This is a genomic window from Aliikangiella sp. G2MR2-5, from assembly GCF_015687155.1.
GTDB lineage: Bacteria > Pseudomonadota > Gammaproteobacteria > Enterobacterales > Kangiellaceae > Aliikangiella.
Genome location: NZ_JADPQF010000003.1, coordinates 531,744 through 548,724, shown reverse-complemented (window position 1 = coordinate 548,724; position 16,981 = coordinate 531,744). Strand labels below are relative to the sequence as shown.

Here is a 16,981-nt window from a genome sequence, read left to right as displayed (position 1 = left end):
ATGACAAGCTAACACTAGTTTTGTCAAACAAAAAATTAAACTAGCAGGCTTTCTCTTTAAGCTTTGTTATTCTGTAGGTTGAGTTGCAGGTAAAGTAATAACGAATCTTGCGCCTCCCAACAAGCTATCATCAACTTCCACTTCGCCAAAATGCTTCTCTACTATTTTTTTAACGATAGCCAGTCCCAGGCCGACGCCTCCGGAATCTCTCGAGCGACTAGGATCTAGACGAGTAAAGGCTTCAAAGATTCTGTTTCGTTTTCCTGGGGGAACGCCAACGCCATCGTCATCAATTGCAATGCAAACTTTGCTCTCTTGGCTATAAAGAGAAACTCTCACTCGACTTTTGGCAAACCTAGCTGCATTTCTTAAAAGGTTCACCACGGCTCTTTCCAGCAGCCTGGGGTCAACCATGATTGAATTGTTCTCTAACTGACAATCTACTTCAAAAGATTCATGCGGATAAAGAGATTGAAGCCTTGCAGTTAAAGCTGTGATTAATGCAGACAGGTTGGTCGCTTCAAGGTTCAATGTCATTTTTCCATGAGACAGGCGAGAGTACCCTAAGATTTCCCGGATTAAAGACTCTAACTCATCGATAGAATCATGCATTTCTTTCAATAACTTTCGATTTTCCGGGGAAGCATCTTCCTCTTCAACCAGCTCGAGTGCAAAACTCATCCGGGCTATAGGACTTCGCAGCTCATGTGCCACTGCATGCATCAAGTCACGCTGGTCGTCTATAACTTGCATATTGGTTTCTTCAATCTCTTGTATGTACCTGTCTAGTGCTAAAATTTTTGCCGCAACCCTTCTCAAAAGGCCTTGCTCTCCCACAAACTCTGCAGAAACATGCTCTCTCTCTTGCACATTTTCTACTGCTACTTCAAGCTTTCTGACACTCTTTAATAAAGCTCTATAACTTATCGCTGCGATCACGAGGTTGCAAAGAATGGAGAGAAAAATAAATAGTGGCTGATAAGAAGTGGAGTCCATATAAAATGGATCCAGTGGACCTATTTCAACCACTTTTCCCTTGCTGATATTAAGGTATGAAATAGGGCCGACAGAGCTGTATATATCGATAATGTAGTCATCTTGTAAAAGCTCTTCCGCTAACTCGTTAGGAATAGTGAGTTCTGACTGGAGCATTATCTGCGACGGAATATTGTTTTGCATCGCGAATTCATTAATCACAGCTTCCTGATTATCTTCAGATTTAGATAGTTCAGCTCTTAACCCTAAAGTTAACTTTCGCAATTGATCGCGGCTGGATGTGACAAACTCGTTTTCTATAGACACCAGGTAGTAGTTGTCATAAAAAAAGAGCAATGCGTAGTTGCTGACTGCAAATAGAACGAATATTCTGAAAAAATAACTCATAATGTTATTCTGCTGGCAAATTACATACTTGCCAGAATATAGCCCTTACCTCTGATAGTTTTGATAAGCTCGGGATGCTTTGAGTCATCACCAAGTTTCTTCCTAAGTCTTGATATGCGAATATCAATATTTCGATCCATTCCGTCGTATTCCAGACGAAAGATTTTTAAGTGCAGAGTATCGCGATCGACAATTTCACCTTTTGATTCTGCCAGTAACCATAGTAAATCAAATTCTGCAGAAGTTAACTCAATTTCTTCATCTTTAAGAAAAACCTTTCGACTAGCGGCATCAATGGTCAGATCTCCAGTAACGACTCGATTATTAGTTTCATCAGCCAGGCTTTCGTTTTCTAGCAGAGAGTTACGCCTTAAATGTGCTCTTACATGGGCCAACAGAACACGTGGTTTTATTGGCTTGCCCAAATAACCATCAGCCCCCATTTCAAGTCCAGCGACCTCATCAATATCATCACTTAAAGCAGTCAGCATTATGATAACGCCAGCAAAAGACTCCCTCAACTTGCGACAAACACTCAAACCGTCAAGTCCCGGTAACATAATATCGAGAATAATCAGCTGAGGTTTAAGCTCTTCAACTCTTTGCAAAGCCTCAAGACCATCCGCAATATGAAAAACTTCCAGACCATTTTTAGCTAAAAAAGAGCAAATCATATCAGCCAGCTTAATATCGTCTTCAACCAGCAAAATTTTGTATTTGTCCAAAACACTTTCCTTATCTATACGCCAGCAGGCTATTCATCTTTATTACTCTAGTTATTTTTTTATTATTTTTCAAACAGTTAAAAAACTATCCCTGGGAACTTAGTACGCCGGCGGCAAATAAACTCTCAGTCATCAATTATCCTTCAAATGTAGACTGAAGTTCAGTTTATGATTTGTAGCAAAGTGTATCAATTGTAATAAGGTCACAATAGAGGAAAGCTCTACTCAAGAGAGTCGTCAAGAAAAAAGCCTCCCCTACTAACAATTAACAATTAACAATTAACAATTAACAGGGGCTACCAAATACCAGGAGACATTGGTAGAAAAAATACAAAACAATGGTAAATAGCTTGTGCTTCTAGCTCTTTCTTTTTTAGAAATTACGAGAACTAAAATATATATTTATTGCTGATATTTCAGTTACGATTTGTTGAGTTTTGTAACAGCTTAGAAACATTGAATATATAACAATGAAACAACCAGACAAACAACAGGCTAAAAACAATTGTACGGCAAGACAAAGTCGCTAGCGCTAAAACGCAAAAAAACTGATTAACTAATACCTCGCGATGGCAATATTCAATATAAACTATTTTATTAGCGCTAACGACAAGATTTTACTGCTTAACTGAAAATGAGAAAGAAGATTAACCATTGACTACTTGATGTTCGCCTTATGACTCTTATAACGAAGAATCTTCATCCGTTGAAGTTTCTTCCAATTCCTCAGAAACAACGGACTCGCTATTCTCAGGTGACTCAACTTTTACATCACCTTCGATAACGACTTGCTCACATTGCCATCCCCAGTCTTTTTGTTTTTCGATAAAATCTGCGGCTTTAGACTCGCAATAACCTGACTCTGCTTTAGCACTCCACAATACTTTTGTTTCACCTTTTTTTGTGTAATGAACTTCACAAGGAGTCTGTGTACCTTCAGGATAAACAATACTAATTTCACGGATGTTGTCGGCAGACTTGCACACTGTAGTCAGATTTTCAGCCGCCGATAAAGAAGAGCTTGCAATAATTGCAAGCCCCAAAATGTACTGTGACTTTTTCATTTTTCCCCCACAAATAATAGTTGGCCTGTTCAGTATGTCTTATACAACAAATAACATCAAATATTTGCGGGAAAGTTTCTCCGTATTTAATACGAGCATTCTTTGCCGAATTAATGATTAACAGCAACATTAATTGGGTTATTGCTCAGACGAACTTTATCGCCACTCTGGATGCTCTCTGCGCCTCGGACCACTACTCGTTTTGTCATGTCAATATCGCCATAAACACCAATCCATTCGGCGACACCATGGCCTATCTCAACCGGAATTTTCTGGGCAGTCAAATTGTCATCAACAGTAACAATATAGGCCTGTTTTTCTCTCAACAACAAGGCATCTCTTGGTACCAGTGTCGTAATTGAATTTTCTCCTTTTGGTAAAGAAACAGTTACACCCGCCCCACCCATAACAGGCAGACTGGTCGCATCGATGTTGATAGTAAAGGTTCTGGAACGCACATCACCAGTTGGCGACCAGTTTCTTATATTCGCATTGTGTAATTGTTCCCCGGCCTTAACCAGCACCCTGTCATTTTCCTTAATATAAGAAGCTAGTTCTATGGGAGCGGCTACACTAATATCAAGTTGCTTCGGGTTAACTAGCTCTACAAGAGGAGAGCCTAGAGAAACATACTCTCCGATCTGCGAAAATCTTCGATTAATTTGGCCTTCAAAAGGTGCACGAATAACTGTTTGTTCCTGATCCAGTGTCAGCCTTTTTAGTTGCAACTTAAGTGCATCCAGCTCCTGCCTGGCGATATTCAGATCTCTCTGGACTCTGTCTAACTCCATTGCGGAAGTATTATTCTTCTTCAATAATGAAAGCAATCGGGTGTGTTGCTTGTTTAAGTACTCAACCTGTGTTGATTGGCGTGAAATCTGTACCTTCTTTTCCTGTAGTAGTAAAATCAGTTCGCGACTATCGAGTTTAGCGACAGCATCGCCTTTCTTTACCGTATCGCCGACATCCAGAATCCAGCTAACCTTTCCACTTTGCTCGGAAGCGAGTTCTGCCGACAATCGATTGATAACATTTGCAGCCACCCAGATACTTGGTGCCACAGACTCTTGCTTAATTTGTTCCAGACTGACCAGTTTCGCATCACTTTTTTCATTCTCTGCAGCAAGCGCAGAACCAGTAACGGATAAAGTGACCACCATTCCGCATGACCTTAAAATCGAGTTTAAATATTTTCGACTTTGACTAAAAGCTTTCATTGACTTCTCCTTTTACGCGTTTTTACTAGCGCTAATTTCGCTGGTTAACGCTTTTGCAGACTGTTTTACATAACGGGAATTTTTCAATTCATTTGCATTAAAAGTATCGATTTGATCGGTTTTAAAATGCTTCCACTTAAATTGCAGAAGGCAAGGTAACAACACAATAGTAAACAGCGTACTCACCGCAAGGCCGCCGACTATTACGGCTGCCAGACCACGATAAATAACACTACCAGCACCGGGAATGAGTAATAAAGGTAGCATTCCAAAAAAGCTGGTGAGTGTGCTCATAAAAATAGGACGTAGTCGCAACTTCAGAGCAGATGTTACCGCCTCTGTGGTAGAAAGGCCTTCTCTTTCCGCGCTCCTGGTTTGATGCACCAGCAAAATGGCATTGTTGACAACAAGTCCCAGCAGAATCACAAAGCCAATCATGGTCAAAAGATCCAGAGGCTGGAAAACAAAAAGATTAAGAAGCCGTAGTGATAAAATTCCACCTACAGTAGCCAGAGGAATCGTTACCAGTACCAATAAACTATCTTTCATCGAGCGAAAAAGCGCGGCTAATAGCATAAACAAAATAGTTAGCGCAAACAGAAAGTTTTCAGCCATTACACCAATAGCCTTATTTAGCTGGCTGGCATTACCTCCATACTGAATGGCTCCATCAGCCGGCATTGCATTGCGCAATCGGGGTGTTACTTTTTCCTTTAGTGTTTCAATTGTTTCTTCCAGAGACCACCCCTGGGGCGGACTGATATTAAGGCGCACGGTCCTCTGGCCATTGACCCGGCTTAAACGCGATGGACCAACGGTTCGCTCAATTTCGACTAACTCTCCGAGCTGTGTTATTCCTCCGCTACCGGTTGCTACAGGCAGGCTGGCAAGACTTTCCGGGTCATCCCAGTTCTTGGCGCGTAGAATAATATCAAGTCGCTTATTGCCATCAAAGTGCTCACCAATATATAGTCCATCTCCAATCGCTCTCACCAGCGACCCCACTTCCCTGCGACTCCAGCCATTCTCCAGAATATTCTGATCCTTAGGAATCAACCTTAACTCGGGCTCGGCATTTTCTAATCTGGGATTGATATCAACGCTGGCACCGGGTATAGCTTCACTCACCCAACTTTCAGCATCTTCTGCAACTTTTGCAAGCGCATCGGTATCCGCCGATTGCAGCAAAATCTGGACTGAACGCGATCCGTTAAAGCCACCAAACAGATTTCCCTGGTAAGCGACGGCACTGGTATCCGGTAAATCGACTAGAATCTCTTTTCTTACAATTGCCAGTAGCTCATCGACTCTGGACTGATCTTTTGCTCTAACACCAAGGTTCCCCCCAAACGGACCAGTGAAAATATAGTAGTTCTTTAACGCAGGTTCTTTAACGCCATCCATATAGGGTTTTAAGCGCTCTACAATTGGCTTGACGATTTCTGTTTCAACTGTTTCGATACTTGCGCCCGGTGGAAACCTTAGATTGGCGTCAACCGCATCGCGTTTAACAGGGGGAAGATAATCCATTTTCGGAAATGCTAGCAAACTAATTACCACAGGTAAAATCATCAGACTCGCAGTAATAACTAGTCTTCTTTTATGCGAACGAGTTAGCCTGGTAACTTTTTGGGTAATGCTATTCCACAGAGCGGCATTAGGATCAATCACCTGCTTGTCTCGCAAATACATTTTGGCCAGCACCGGCAAAAGCAAAACGGCAACCAATAGACTGACAAATACAGCAATAGCGATAGTTAACGCCAGATCCCCGAACAATTGACCTTCAACATCTTTGATAAAATACACCGGTAAAAATATGGCCGCCGTAGTAGTTGTCGAAGCCAGTAGTGCAGGCCATACCTGACTAGCCCCCCGACTGGCACTTTGTTCTTCATCCAGTCCATTTTCTTTTTGCCTTAATATGTTTTCCAGAACAACAATTGCAGCATCCAGAACCATGCCTACTGCAAACGCCAGACCGGCGAGTGAAATAACATTGAGAGAACGCCCCAGAAGTTGCAAGGTAACAAAAGTGGTTAGTAACGAAATGGGAATCGCCGTCGCAATAATGAAAGTTGCGCGGGCACGACGAACAAAGTACCAGAGAATAGAAAGAGATAAGATAACACCTACAAATAGATTACTGGTGACCAGATTTATTGCCCGGTAAATAAACACTGAAGCATCAAAAGATTGAACCATAGTCAACTTTTTATCAGCGAGTAATTCCTGATTTATTTTTTCTACTTCAGCTTTCACCAAATTCAATGTTGCCAATGTATTGGCACCATTTGATTTATTAATTCGCATTGAAAAAGCAGGATTACCATTTTGAATAGCCATCGCATTAGCATCATTTCGAGCAATAGCAATGTCGGCAATATCACCTAGTTTGATATTTCGACCATTGCGACTCTCTAAAACCATTTCATTTAACTGCTCGGCTTCATATTGCCCTTTGAATCGTAAGGTATATTGGCGTCGCCCTACATCTACAAACCCTCCAGAGACATCTCTGGTACCACTAATGCTATTGATCAAGCGTGGAATTTGAATACCCAATTGCGCGGCACGCACTGGGTCAAAACGAATCTGTAGTTCTTCCCTGAAGTTTTGATTAAAGGTTTGTACGCTGGCCACCCCAGGTATCGATTCAATCCGGGGTACGACACTATTGTTTACAAAATCAACGTACTCTTCTACCGCTTTTTCATTACCGGGAAGCGCTTGCAAGAAAAAGAAAGTGAGAGCAGGAGCTCCACCACCAAAACCGCCAAGCATTATTTGTGGAGGAGTTGCATCTCGCGGAAGAGGCGGTAATCTTGTCATTCTGCTGATGACTTCAATCAGTGTTTGCTCCATATCGGTTTCGACATCAAATTCCAGGTTGATAAAAGCATTACCAGCATTGGCGAAAGCATTCATCTGAGTCATACCGGCCAAACCTCTTAGAACCTGTTCCTGAGGCTCTACAATTTCTGACTCAATTTCTTTTGGACTCGCAGCTCGCCACTGTGTTTGTATGGCAATTCTTGGGCGCTCAATATCAGGAAATAGCTGAACTGGTAGCTTAAAAATACTGAGTACACCCAGTAGAAGGATTAATGCCACAGCAACGGCGACTGAAGCGGGATTATTAAGCGCATGTGATATTAGTTTCATCGCAAACAGATTCAGTTAAAGTTTCATGCTTTAAGCCTAACAGGCTAAATTACATTGTTAACCAATTCGCGTTTAACTGAGTTTATTTTGAGTCGAAATGCAGCGCTGAAATACTTTGAAATATTTGATAGAAGGTGTACAGATTATCCGGTCTTTTACTCCGACAAAATCGCTAGTACACAATAGCTCAAAGAAAAAAATTATAGTCAAATTGTTTTATGACGATTAGATAATATGCTTAATCTTGTCTCGATAGCTGCGACTCATTTTTAGTCGAGCACCACCGCTGAGAATCAAATGATACTCCCCATTGATATGCGAACAAACTTTTTCTACTTTATTAAGGTTGACAATAGTGGAGCGGTGTATTCGTTGAAAACTACTCGGATTCAACTTATTTTCAAGGGCTTTCATAGTACTGCGCAGTACATGCACCTGTTCTTTTGCATGTATACACATATAGTCACCTGCAGCTTCTACCCAGTCGATATCAGAGGCGACAACAAGCGTCGTTTCCCCACCATCGTGAATAGCAATTTTTTCAGGATATTTGGGTGCTTCAAACTCGCCAGTCTCCAGCATTTGATCTATTTTCGCAGGAGTATGACCGGTAATATTGGTGATTAAGTCGATCAGTCGCTTTTTCTGATTATCAGAATCACTTTGTTTAAGGTGAGAGCGAACTCTTTCGATTGCTGTAGCCAAACGCTCATTTTCTATCGGCTTTAGAACATAATCAACAGCGTGAACTTCGAAAGCATCAATCGCATACTGGTCAAATGCGGTTACAAATACTACCAATGGCATATGATCCGCCTGCATTCGCTTAACCACCTCAAATCCATCGATCCCCGGCATTTGAATGTCGAGAAAAATCAGATCAGGACAAAGTGATTCGATGGACTCTAATGCTTCGCGACCGTTTTTACATTCAGCAATCAACTCAATATCAGGAAACTGCTCCAGACGAATATTCAACCCACGCCGGGCAAGAGATTCATCATCAACGATAATGGTTCGGATCTTTGACTTTGGTTCATTTGAGTTCATACCATTCCCCGGCTTTATCCTTGTACCTGAGTTCACGACAACACCTGAGCGGTGGCGTTACTTTCTTCAGCAACTTCATAAGGTATTCTAATATTAACCTGTAAACCGGAAGGCTCAAGATTTTGTAGTGTAAATGAATGTTTACTGTTATAGAGCTCTCGCAATCGCTCGCGAGTGTTCTTAACGCCTACTCCTCTTCCTTTTGGCAGCTCACCTTCGATAAGCTCGACACCGGGCCCGTTATCCTGCAGCTGCAGAAGAAGCTCACCGGCAAAAACTTTTGCCTCAATCTCAATCGTTCCACCTTTTTCAGACTTGGCGATAGCATACTTGATGGAATTTTCTACCAGAGGCTGTAAAATCAGACTGGGAATCAACGCTTTGGCCGCTTCCGGCTCCACATTAAACCGAGTTTCCAGACGCTCCTCAAATCTCACTTTTTCAATGTCCAGATAGAGTTGCAATGTAGTAATTTCCTGCTCAAGAGTGACTTTCTGCATTGGGTCATTATCCAATGAATATCGCAAAAAGTTGGAAAGCCGAGTAACCATTTGATTGGCTCTATCCCCTTCTTTTTCCAGAACCAGTGTCGAGATTGCATTTAACGTGTTAAAGAGAAAATGAGGGTTTAACTGATAGCGCAGCATTTTCAACTGGGCTTCGTGCGCCAGCGCGGTTGCTTTTAGCGCTCTGCGAGTCGCGTCCTGCATGCCTTCATAGAACTTGATGCCAAAGTAGAGACAACTCCAGGTGAGCATAATGTAAAACTTGTGAGATATACCACTGATATAGCCAAAATAGGATTTGGGACGATAGCCATGCTTATGCATATCCCAGAAAATAAGATTATCCGGAACCACCCACAAAGCGCTGAGTACATAGGATACCAGGATGACTGTGATGACTTTTCGCGTGGTGCTCGTATCCCAGATACGACGGTAGACAGGCCGAAAAGCAAAACTTAAGGTAAAACCAATCAAGGTGCCTATGATCAGAGTCCAATAGTAGTTGGCCGGCTTATCCCAATAAAAAAGCCCCACGTAGCCGATAACATAATAGCCAAGCCACCCCGAAAAATGGAGCAGATAAAACTGATAAGGCGCTTGTAAAAGACGGTTAAAAAACGACATAAGTATAAAATAATCAATTAGGAGTTATGGTTTAGCCTACCTGGTAACACAATAGAGCCATTTTTCACTTAGTATACGTGACAAGCAGCAAAGCCGAAACACGGGTTATCGCAAGAAGACTTCGGTTTAACGGATTCTTTGCAGGAATCAGTCTTTTAGTCGTACTGCAACCGACATACCATCGACGATCCAGTGCTGCTTTATTTCATTAAATACGACGCGTGATAGCAGGGAGTCTACTTTTCCATCCGAGTAAGTCACTATCATTCGACAAAAGTGGTTGTGTTGCTTAAGGAAGTCCTGAAAGGAGATAGATTTTATTTCTAACGACTGGTCCACTTTCCTTCGTTTGGACCAGGACTTTTTTATTACTTCATATTTCATAACGTTATTATATTGGAGTTTTCCGATCTTTGGCAAAAAATTTTAGACTAGCGATAAACAGCTACTCTTCAATTTTGCCAAAGCTGACAATAAACTCAGCGCCCGGCTCACGATTCTTAACCTGGATTTTAGCGTTCATCGCGGTAACCAATTCTCGAACCAAAGCAAGACCAATACCCGTTCCCTTGCACTCCCGGGTCATTTCACTACCCACGCGATAAAAAGGCTCAAATATTTTTTTCCTGTATCCTTTGGCAATTCCCGGCCCGAAGTCTCGCACGGAAAACTCGACATTTTTATCATTTTCTTTAACGGCAATAATAATGGTTTTACTGTCACTTTTCGCCGCATATTTAATGGCGTTATCGACCAGATTAATCATTACCTGAATAAAAGCGTCAGGCTCGACCAGCAATTTGATGGAGGTTGCCGAATCATCGACATTGAATTCAACGGTAAATTCGCTCTGCTCAACTTGTCGATCAATTTTCGAATGAATCAAACTGACTAACTCTGAAACTGTTACTGCTTTGACATCCAGATTAAGAGCATCGCGATTGACTTTGGATAGTTGAAGAATATTGGCAATCAAGCGTGATAATCTTTCCGATTCGTTGTATATATAGTCGTAATATTCCTGCTTCTTAGCTTCGTCCATCCAGCCCTGCTTTAAAATTTCACCGTACATTCGAATAGAGGTTAAAGGAGTTTTTAATTCGTGACTGACGGATGAAACAAAATCCTGCTGTTGTTGCGCAAGTTTTAGCTGTCGAATGGCTAAACGATAGAGTAAAAACGTACCAATCACCAGAACACTAATTAAACTAAATGCAACCATTGCAATAAAGCTTGCTCCTGCTCCGAGCGGCATATCTTTAATAGTGAATAGAAGTGAAACCTGATTGAAAGGTTCTTCCAGGTTTGCGAAAAAGAGCTGCTTTCCTTTTAGCGGGTTACGGCGGCTGGAAAAGTTTTCATAAACTTCCTGTTTGCCGATGTAATTCTTCATAATACTATCGGCATAACCAATATGAAGAGAGGACAATTTACTTAGTCCAGAGTTAGCCCACTGTTCAAATATAGCTCCCTTAAGAAAAGCCTCTGACTCAATTAGCGCCCCCTGAATGACTCTTTCTCCTTGCCTCCAAACCTGGCGATAGGCTACCAGGTGGCCGCTACGCAATAAGCTGAAGCGAAAAGCTTCTATCTCACTGCTAAACAGCCTGATCTGAGCTTGCTCTTCAGCACGCTCCATCTCTGCCGAGGCTGAAGTTTCAGTTGGCGCATAGTCAGCCAAAGTATCACCAATTGAACTCTGTAACGGTTGGGGAATATAGGTTTGCTCTACTCGTTTTTTCTGGCTTTGCTGTGTCTTCTCTTTTCTTTCTTCTTTTGCTTTTGCGACGACGGCTTTTTTTGCTTTGAGCTTGCTAAGCTGAATATTGGAAGTTAGGTCTTTCGATATTTTTGACTGTACTTCAGGCATTTGTAGCTGACTAAAAGCTTCCTGACTTTCATTAACCGATTTAGCACCCGAGTGATAATCAAAGTCAGAAGCAGAGTCAGAACTTGATTGAATATTTGATTCAGAACTCAACTGCGAACCAGAACTCGATTGACCTTCCCCTCTTTTAATTCGGCTTCCTGTTACCGTTAGTTTTTGCTGCTCAGTCATTTGCTCAATAGTCGAATCTGCGCCACTATCATAAGACTCGTTTAAATCAGTTTCTAGTTCATGGCGCTTTCGTTCTGTACCAGGAGATGGGCTCGCAGCAGTTGAAGCACTGCCATCATTCATACGTTGCCTGATATGAGCGTTAGTATTTTCTCCTCTGCTACTACTGTGCGTGCTCCTTTGACGATTAGGTTGCTTATATATAATTTCGTTTTCTTCCAGATTGGTCCTACTTGTCAGGGCAGCGTTCAGCGCGGGTTCTGTAACCAGTTGATTTTCCAGAAGCACACTTTTGATATGATGAGCCAGCTGTTTCCTGACTATTTGCTCGTCAGCTGTAAGTCTGAATTGAGAAACTTTTATTTCGTCATCAGGAAGCAAAGGTGTAGTAAAAGAACCATCAGCATTAACCTGAAAATAGCCGATAACCCCTGGGAGCTCTGATTCAACCGGATATTTGGAAAGTTCGGAGGGTAAAAAATACCCCCGCTTAGGATCACCGGACAATCTGAAAAAGCGATAGTCAGCGTCTGCTCGACTTTCTTCTTTTTCAATCGCAGCAGACAGGCGTTCATTGATTTGCTGAGTTAAGCTTGCTGCTTCCTGCTGATATTGAACCAAAGATTCCCAGCGTAATTGCTCAAAAGCTTTCCAGCTAAGAATAACCGACGGGATGGCGAGCGCTAAAAAAAATAGCAAAAAAAGCCATTTCAAGTTTCTTCGGCGGTTCACCAATAGTGGCATAAAACTTCTCTTCTCGTTCAACTACAATACAGAAAGCTCATCAACAGAAGCTAACGAACTTCACATACCAGCTTATATCCTGCACCTCTAATGGTCAGTAAAAAGCAGGCTTCTTTGGGATCAACTTCAATCTTTCGACGAATTTTGGCGATATGAATATCGACTGTTCGTGTTTCCAGCTCCAGTTCTTTGCTATATCCCCAGACTTTTTCCAGCAATTCTTCACGGGAGACGGGTCTTTGCCGGTTAACGAACAAATATTGAATAACTTCCGCTTCCCGTTTGGTCAGGGCGATATTTTCTTTTCCGGCAGTCACGCTCAGATTAGTTAAATCGACTTCTCTTTCTGCTGATAAGCGGATGTTTTGCACGGCCTCTTCGGTTTTGCCGGTTCTTCGTAATACGGCCTTGACCCTCAACACCAACTGAGCGACAGAAAAAGGCTTGGCGACGTAATCATCAGCGCCGAGAGAAAAGCCCTGAATGACATCTTCCTCTGCATTTTTCGCTGTGAGCATTATGATGGGCTGCGCTTTATCCTTTTCTCTGATTGCCTGGCAAATATCAAAGCCGTTCATTGAAGGCAACATCACATCAAGCAGAATTAAATCATATTGCCCTGCGAGCACCTTATCCAGCCCTTCCCGACCGTCAGCGCTCGAATCCACCTGATAACCATGATAGACAAATACATCGATCAATCCGCTTCGAATGGCTTCTTCGTCTTCCACGATTAAAATTTTATTTTGTTGGCTCATTTAGCATCCCAAATCAATTCCAGCCTGGGTAGCTCGCTACTCGCTACTCGCTACTCGCTACTCGCAATTTAAAACCTTTCTAGCCCCTCAACAAGAATAGGCCATTAAATTAATCATATCAGCATATTACACCAGCCACAGGTAAATTCTATGTAAACTTTTGTGCTTAAGAGTTTACCTATTGATGTCTTATTTCTTATCTGTGACTTTCTTAAACTGATAATTATCGAATCAGCAACGGGTTTTCTGGAGTCTCCGAATACCACTGATATCTGAAGCAGACTGGGACCCGGTTTCAACAATTACCAAGGAGAAAGAATATGGCACTGATTAAACGACTCACGCGATTAATTACCGCAGATATGCACTCGGTTCTCGATGCCGTTGAAGATCCAACGACACTCATCAAACAATCTATTCGCGAAATGGAAGAAGCAATAGCTAGTGAAAAGCAAAAACTGACCCACTTCAAAAGTTTGATCGAGCAAGCAAAAAAAAGTATCAAGGCGGCGGAAAAAACGATTAAACACTCAGAGGAAAGCTTGCAACTTTGTTTTGAAAAAAAGGACGAGCAGCTTGCCAAAAATATCCTCAAACAAAAGCTGATATCCGGAAAACAGCTGACAAGACTTAAAGAACGACAGGAAGCATTAGAAGAAGCCCACTCAAACAGCGAGCAAATGCTGGAAAATTTCGAGCAAAAACTTGAAGAAATTGAAACTGCCTACCATCAGCTGGTTGAAGCTCAGGCTCTTGATATTGCCAACAGCACCGAAGCAGAAATGGGTCAATCATTCGGAGTCACCCAGGATGAAGTGGAAGTCGCCTTTCTGCACGCGCAAAAGCAGTTTGGACAAGCAGGAGAAAAATCATGATCACCCAATCAATGCTATCAGCATCTTCTGCTGGTTCTCAGTCAATCAATCGCCTACTGCAACCGAAAAATTTTATTCGCTTTGTATTGCTCGGGCTGGGGCTTTCTATTGTTGCATTCGTTGCGTTTGAAGGGCTTAACCTGTTTTATATTCCGATAGAATCGCTAAAGGCGACAATCAGCCTGGTCACCATGTTTTATCTTGTTTCTGTCCTCAAAACCAGTCGCCTCAAAGTTGGAAAAGTTTCGCTGATTCTATTCCTGACGACTTCACAGCTGTTCTTGCTATTCTCAATCAGTTCATTGGATGTGATTATCGGCAGTAATTTAATCGCCATCTGGCTGGCGCGGACATTCTACATCCATCGCAATACCGTTGATGCGTTAGCCGATATCGCTTTTATCGCCCTTGGATTTGTCGCAGCCATGTGGGCGTTTACTGAATCACAAAGTTTGTTGCTCTCTTTCTGGAGTTTCTTTCTGGTTCAAGCTTTTCTGGTCTTCCTGCCTCAGGCAACAGCTGCGTTCAAAGTAAAGCAAGGAGCAAAGAACGGGATCTCAATGAAGGTCCCTGAGCGTGAGCCTCTAACGGCTGCAGGCGTAGAATTTAGCAACAGCCGCACGCAGTTTGAAAACGCCTATAACAAAGCTCAGAAATATCTGAAAGAAGCACAACATTTTTATAAAATTATCCCCGGAGAATTATCATGAAAACTTTTATCATTGCCACCTTGCTAGTGACTTCTACCCTATTGACTGTTCTTGCGGTTTCCGGTCAGGCAAAACTCTTACCTGAAAAAAACCAGCTGCCGTCGATCAAAATTGAAAAACCGAAAATGGTAAAACCCTTTAAACGCCCAGTGGTAGAGCTAGTTTTTGCGTTAGATACCACAGGTAGTATGAGTGGTCTGATTAACGCTTCAAAAGAAAAAATCTGGTCTATTGCTTCGACCATGGCGCAAGCGCAACCAGCACCTGAAATTCGTATTGGCCTCGTTGCTTATCGAGACAGAGGCGATGAGTATATTACCAAGGTGATTCCTCTATCGTCAGATCTGGATGCTGTTTATGCTGAACTTCTCGACTTCCGAGCTCAGGGTGGAGGAGATGGTCCTGAGTCAGTTAATGAAGCACTGTACAAAGCAGTTCATGCAATTCAGTGGAGCCAGGATCCTACAGCCTACAAAACAGTTTTTCTGGTAGGAGATGCCCCTGGTCACCACGACTATGCCGACGATATTCCTTATCATCAAAGCATAAAAGCAGCACAGCAAAAAGGTATTGTTATTAACACTATTCAGGCTGGTGGCGACAGACAAATGAAAAACGAATGGCAAAAAATCGCAGCACTGGGACAAGGAGACACATTTAAGGTCGATACTACGGGCGAAGCCTTTGCTGTTTCAACTCCTTTTGACGAACAAATTGCCGAGGCCTCACGACGCCTGGATGATACCAGACTTTATTACGGCAGTGCTGAAGAACAAGCAAAGGCAAAAATCAGAAAAAGACATTCCAAAAAGATTTATGCTGAAGCAGATGCATCGGTACAGGCGCGTAGAGCTAAATTCAATTTAAGTGATTCAGGAATGGCATCAGCCCCCGGAAAAGATTTGCTGCAAGCACTGGAAAACAACGAAATTGAACTCGATGAAATAGACGAGGACGAGTTGCCTGAAGCTATTCGAGTAACAGGAAACAGAATAATGCGGAAAGAAATGGTAGAAAAGAAACTCGCTGAACGCAAACAGGCTAAAGCAGAGCTGGAAGCCCTTTCAGAAAAGCGTCAGGCATATATTGCGGAGCAAAAGGCAAAGCAGGCCAAAGATGTGGTAAGTCTGGATGATAAGTTACTAAGTACTTTGAAGAAACAGGCTGAAAAGAAAGGACTGGAGTATGATGAGGAAAATGATTACTAAATAAGCTAGAAAGATTGAGACTTGGTCTTATAATTTCTTAGAACAAGTCTCATACTTTACACCTGTTCATAGGGCTCTATTTTCTCGCCTTCAAAGAATAACCGTCTTACTTTTTCACTTTGGAGAAGTTGATTTTCGCAATCAAAAACCACTTGTATATTGTAAATCAGGATGTTCGATTTAATTTGTAAAAATAGATTTTCCTAATTTCTATGAGCGGCTCAGTACAAAGTTACCATACTCAGGGTTGTCTGGATTAGCCCGAAATCCATTACCTATAAATGAACCAACATAAACCACTTTGCCAAATTCATCGATATCTATTTCCAAACCATGCTCCTCCTCCCAGTCACAACTACCACATGCCATTACGTAGCTCCTTGAGTGATGAGAAAAAATTTGCAGTTCACTTACTCTCACATACTTCCATATTTTATCTTGAGAATCGATAACTGGCTCGGTTTCACCACAACATAAAAGAGTTTCTTTGTAATATGAATATAGCATTGGTTCTAAATTACCAAAAAAACTGACATCCCATTCTTCGATAGAGGCGAGTAACTGCACCAGTTTTTCTGCAGATTCATCTTCATCAACTCTTAAATTGACTTCGATTTCGTAACCAAGAAATTCACTATACCAACTTTGTTTTTTTATTTTCATCGAATCTAATGCTTTCACCTGAAACACTTAGAACTGTCTGGGAGTATTATGATAATCAATTTATTTCAATAGATTACGACCTATTAGACCTATTATCAGACACCCTGATTTGACCTATTATCAGACACCCTGATTTAATCCATATCCTACATTAATTACCGGCCATTTCCCGACCTATTATCAGACACCCCGACTTAATCCATATCCTACATTAATTATCGGCCATTTCC

14 protein-coding genes are annotated in these 16,981 nt (G+C 41.9%); 3 read left to right on the top strand and 11 right to left on the bottom strand.

All coding sequences use genetic code 11. The features are described from left to right. Nucleotides 1–66 precede the first annotated feature (66 nt). From IYN84_RS12780 to IYN84_RS12735, 10 genes are all read right to left on the bottom strand, one after another. Nucleotides 67–1,383 (bottom strand): cell wall metabolism sensor histidine kinase WalK, encoded by a 1,317-nt coding sequence (locus IYN84_RS12780; RefSeq protein WP_196139592.1) that lies wholly within the window; start codon nucleotides 1,381–1,383, stop codon nucleotides 67–69. A 20-nt stretch (nucleotides 1,384–1,403) separates the two neighbouring features. Next, on the bottom strand, nucleotides 1,404–2,108 hold the full coding sequence (locus tag IYN84_RS12775) for a response regulator (protein WP_256435609.1): 705 nt from the start codon (nucleotides 2,106–2,108) through the stop codon (nucleotides 1,404–1,406). Between the two features lie 683 nt (nucleotides 2,109–2,791). Continuing rightward, complete coding sequence (locus IYN84_RS12770; protein ID WP_196139591.1) at nucleotides 2,792–3,172, bottom strand: hypothetical protein; 381 nt, start codon at nucleotides 3,170–3,172, stop codon at nucleotides 2,792–2,794. 110 nt (nucleotides 3,173–3,282) lie between these two features. Beyond that, on the bottom strand, nucleotides 3,283–4,389 hold the full coding sequence (locus IYN84_RS12765; protein WP_196139590.1) for an efflux RND transporter periplasmic adaptor subunit: 1,107 nt from the start codon (nucleotides 4,387–4,389) through the stop codon (nucleotides 3,283–3,285). A 12-nt stretch (nucleotides 4,390–4,401) separates the two neighbouring features. Then, nucleotides 4,402–7,554 carry an efflux RND transporter permease subunit gene (locus tag IYN84_RS12760; RefSeq protein ID WP_196139589.1) on the bottom strand — a complete coding sequence of 1,051 codons (3,153 nt, stop codon included), beginning with the start codon at nucleotides 7,552–7,554 and terminating at the stop codon, nucleotides 4,402–4,404. Nucleotides 7,555–7,779: 225 nt separating this feature from the next. After that, nucleotides 7,780–8,604 (bottom strand): LytTR family DNA-binding domain-containing protein, encoded by an 825-nt coding sequence (locus tag IYN84_RS12755; RefSeq protein ID WP_196139588.1) that lies wholly within the window; start codon nucleotides 8,602–8,604, stop codon nucleotides 7,780–7,782. 32 nt (nucleotides 8,605–8,636) lie between these two features. Then, nucleotides 8,637–9,734, bottom strand: a complete 1,098-nt coding sequence (locus IYN84_RS12750; protein WP_196139587.1) for a sensor histidine kinase — start codon at nucleotides 9,732–9,734, stop codon at nucleotides 8,637–8,639. A 147-nt stretch (nucleotides 9,735–9,881) separates the two neighbouring features. After that, nucleotides 9,882–10,118, bottom strand: coding sequence for a hypothetical protein (locus tag IYN84_RS12745; RefSeq protein WP_196139586.1), 237 nt, complete (start codon nucleotides 10,116–10,118; stop codon nucleotides 9,882–9,884). Nucleotides 10,119–10,179: 61 nt separating this feature from the next. Further along, the gene (locus tag IYN84_RS12740; protein WP_196139585.1) at nucleotides 10,180–12,537 is read right to left on the bottom strand and encodes a cell wall metabolism sensor histidine kinase WalK; all 2,358 of its coding nucleotides are present in this window, start codon (nucleotides 12,535–12,537) and stop codon (nucleotides 10,180–10,182) included. A gap of 50 nt (nucleotides 12,538–12,587) precedes the next feature. Beyond that, nucleotides 12,588–13,295, bottom strand: coding sequence for a response regulator transcription factor (locus IYN84_RS12735; RefSeq protein ID WP_196139584.1), 708 nt, complete (start codon nucleotides 13,293–13,295; stop codon nucleotides 12,588–12,590). A 320-nt stretch (nucleotides 13,296–13,615) separates the two neighbouring features. Between IYN84_RS12735 and IYN84_RS12730 the strand changes: the two genes are divergently transcribed. From IYN84_RS12730 to IYN84_RS12720, 3 genes are read left to right on the top strand one after another with little or no spacing between them, the layout of a single operon-like run. Continuing rightward, nucleotides 13,616–14,170, top strand: a complete 555-nt coding sequence (locus IYN84_RS12730; protein WP_196139583.1) for a PspA/IM30 family protein — start codon at nucleotides 13,616–13,618, stop codon at nucleotides 14,168–14,170. Further along, nucleotides 14,167–14,880 carry a hypothetical protein gene (locus tag IYN84_RS12725; RefSeq protein WP_196139582.1) on the top strand — a complete coding sequence of 238 codons (714 nt, stop codon included), beginning with the start codon at nucleotides 14,167–14,169 and terminating at the stop codon, nucleotides 14,878–14,880. Before IYN84_RS12730 ends, IYN84_RS12725 begins: the two co-directional genes overlap by 4 nt. Continuing rightward, the gene (locus IYN84_RS12720) at nucleotides 14,877–16,088 is read left to right on the top strand and encodes a VWA domain-containing protein (RefSeq protein ID WP_196139581.1); all 1,212 of its coding nucleotides are present in this window, start codon (nucleotides 14,877–14,879) and stop codon (nucleotides 16,086–16,088) included. Before IYN84_RS12725 ends, IYN84_RS12720 begins: the two co-directional genes overlap by 4 nt. Before the next feature lie 210 nt (nucleotides 16,089–16,298). Here IYN84_RS12720 and IYN84_RS12715 read toward each other — a convergent pair whose 3' ends face one another. Then, the gene (locus tag IYN84_RS12715) at nucleotides 16,299–16,751 is read right to left on the bottom strand and encodes a hypothetical protein (protein ID WP_196139580.1); all 453 of its coding nucleotides are present in this window, start codon (nucleotides 16,749–16,751) and stop codon (nucleotides 16,299–16,301) included. Nucleotides 16,752–16,981 lie beyond the last annotated feature (230 nt).

Bases quoted from the DNA above. Each gene is read 5' to 3' on its own strand.
- IYN84_RS12730 (WP_196139583.1), top strand. From the start codon at position 13,616: ATGGCACTGATTAAACGACTCACGCGATTAATTACCGCAGATATGCAC.
- IYN84_RS12760 (WP_196139589.1), bottom strand. From the start codon at position 7,554: ATGAAACTAATATCACATGCGCTTAATAATCCCGCTTCAGTCGCCGTT.
- IYN84_RS12735 (WP_196139584.1), bottom strand. From the start codon at position 13,295: ATGAGCCAACAAAATAAAATTTTAATCGTGGAAGACGAAGAAGCCATT.
- IYN84_RS12780 (WP_196139592.1), bottom strand. From the start codon at position 1,383: ATGAGTTATTTTTTCAGAATATTCGTTCTATTTGCAGTCAGCAACTAC.
- IYN84_RS12745 (WP_196139586.1), bottom strand. From the start codon at position 10,118: ATGAAATATGAAGTAATAAAAAAGTCCTGGTCCAAACGAAGGAAAGTG.
- IYN84_RS12725 (WP_196139582.1), top strand. From the start codon at position 14,167: ATGATCACCCAATCAATGCTATCAGCATCTTCTGCTGGTTCTCAGTCA.
- IYN84_RS12715 (WP_196139580.1), bottom strand. From the start codon at position 16,751: ATGAAAATAAAAAAACAAAGTTGGTATAGTGAATTTCTTGGTTACGAA.
- IYN84_RS12755 (WP_196139588.1), bottom strand. From the start codon at position 8,604: ATGAACTCAAATGAACCAAAGTCAAAGATCCGAACCATTATCGTTGAT.
- IYN84_RS12765 (WP_196139590.1), bottom strand. From the start codon at position 4,389: ATGAAAGCTTTTAGTCAAAGTCGAAAATATTTAAACTCGATTTTAAGG.
- IYN84_RS12740 (WP_196139585.1), bottom strand. From the start codon at position 12,537: ATGCCACTATTGGTGAACCGCCGAAGAAACTTGAAATGGCTTTTTTTG.
- IYN84_RS12720 (WP_196139581.1), top strand. From the start codon at position 14,877: ATGAAAACTTTTATCATTGCCACCTTGCTAGTGACTTCTACCCTATTG.
- IYN84_RS12750 (WP_196139587.1), bottom strand. From the start codon at position 9,734: ATGTCGTTTTTTAACCGTCTTTTACAAGCGCCTTATCAGTTTTATCTG.
- IYN84_RS12770 (WP_196139591.1), bottom strand. From the start codon at position 3,172: ATGAAAAAGTCACAGTACATTTTGGGGCTTGCAATTATTGCAAGCTCT.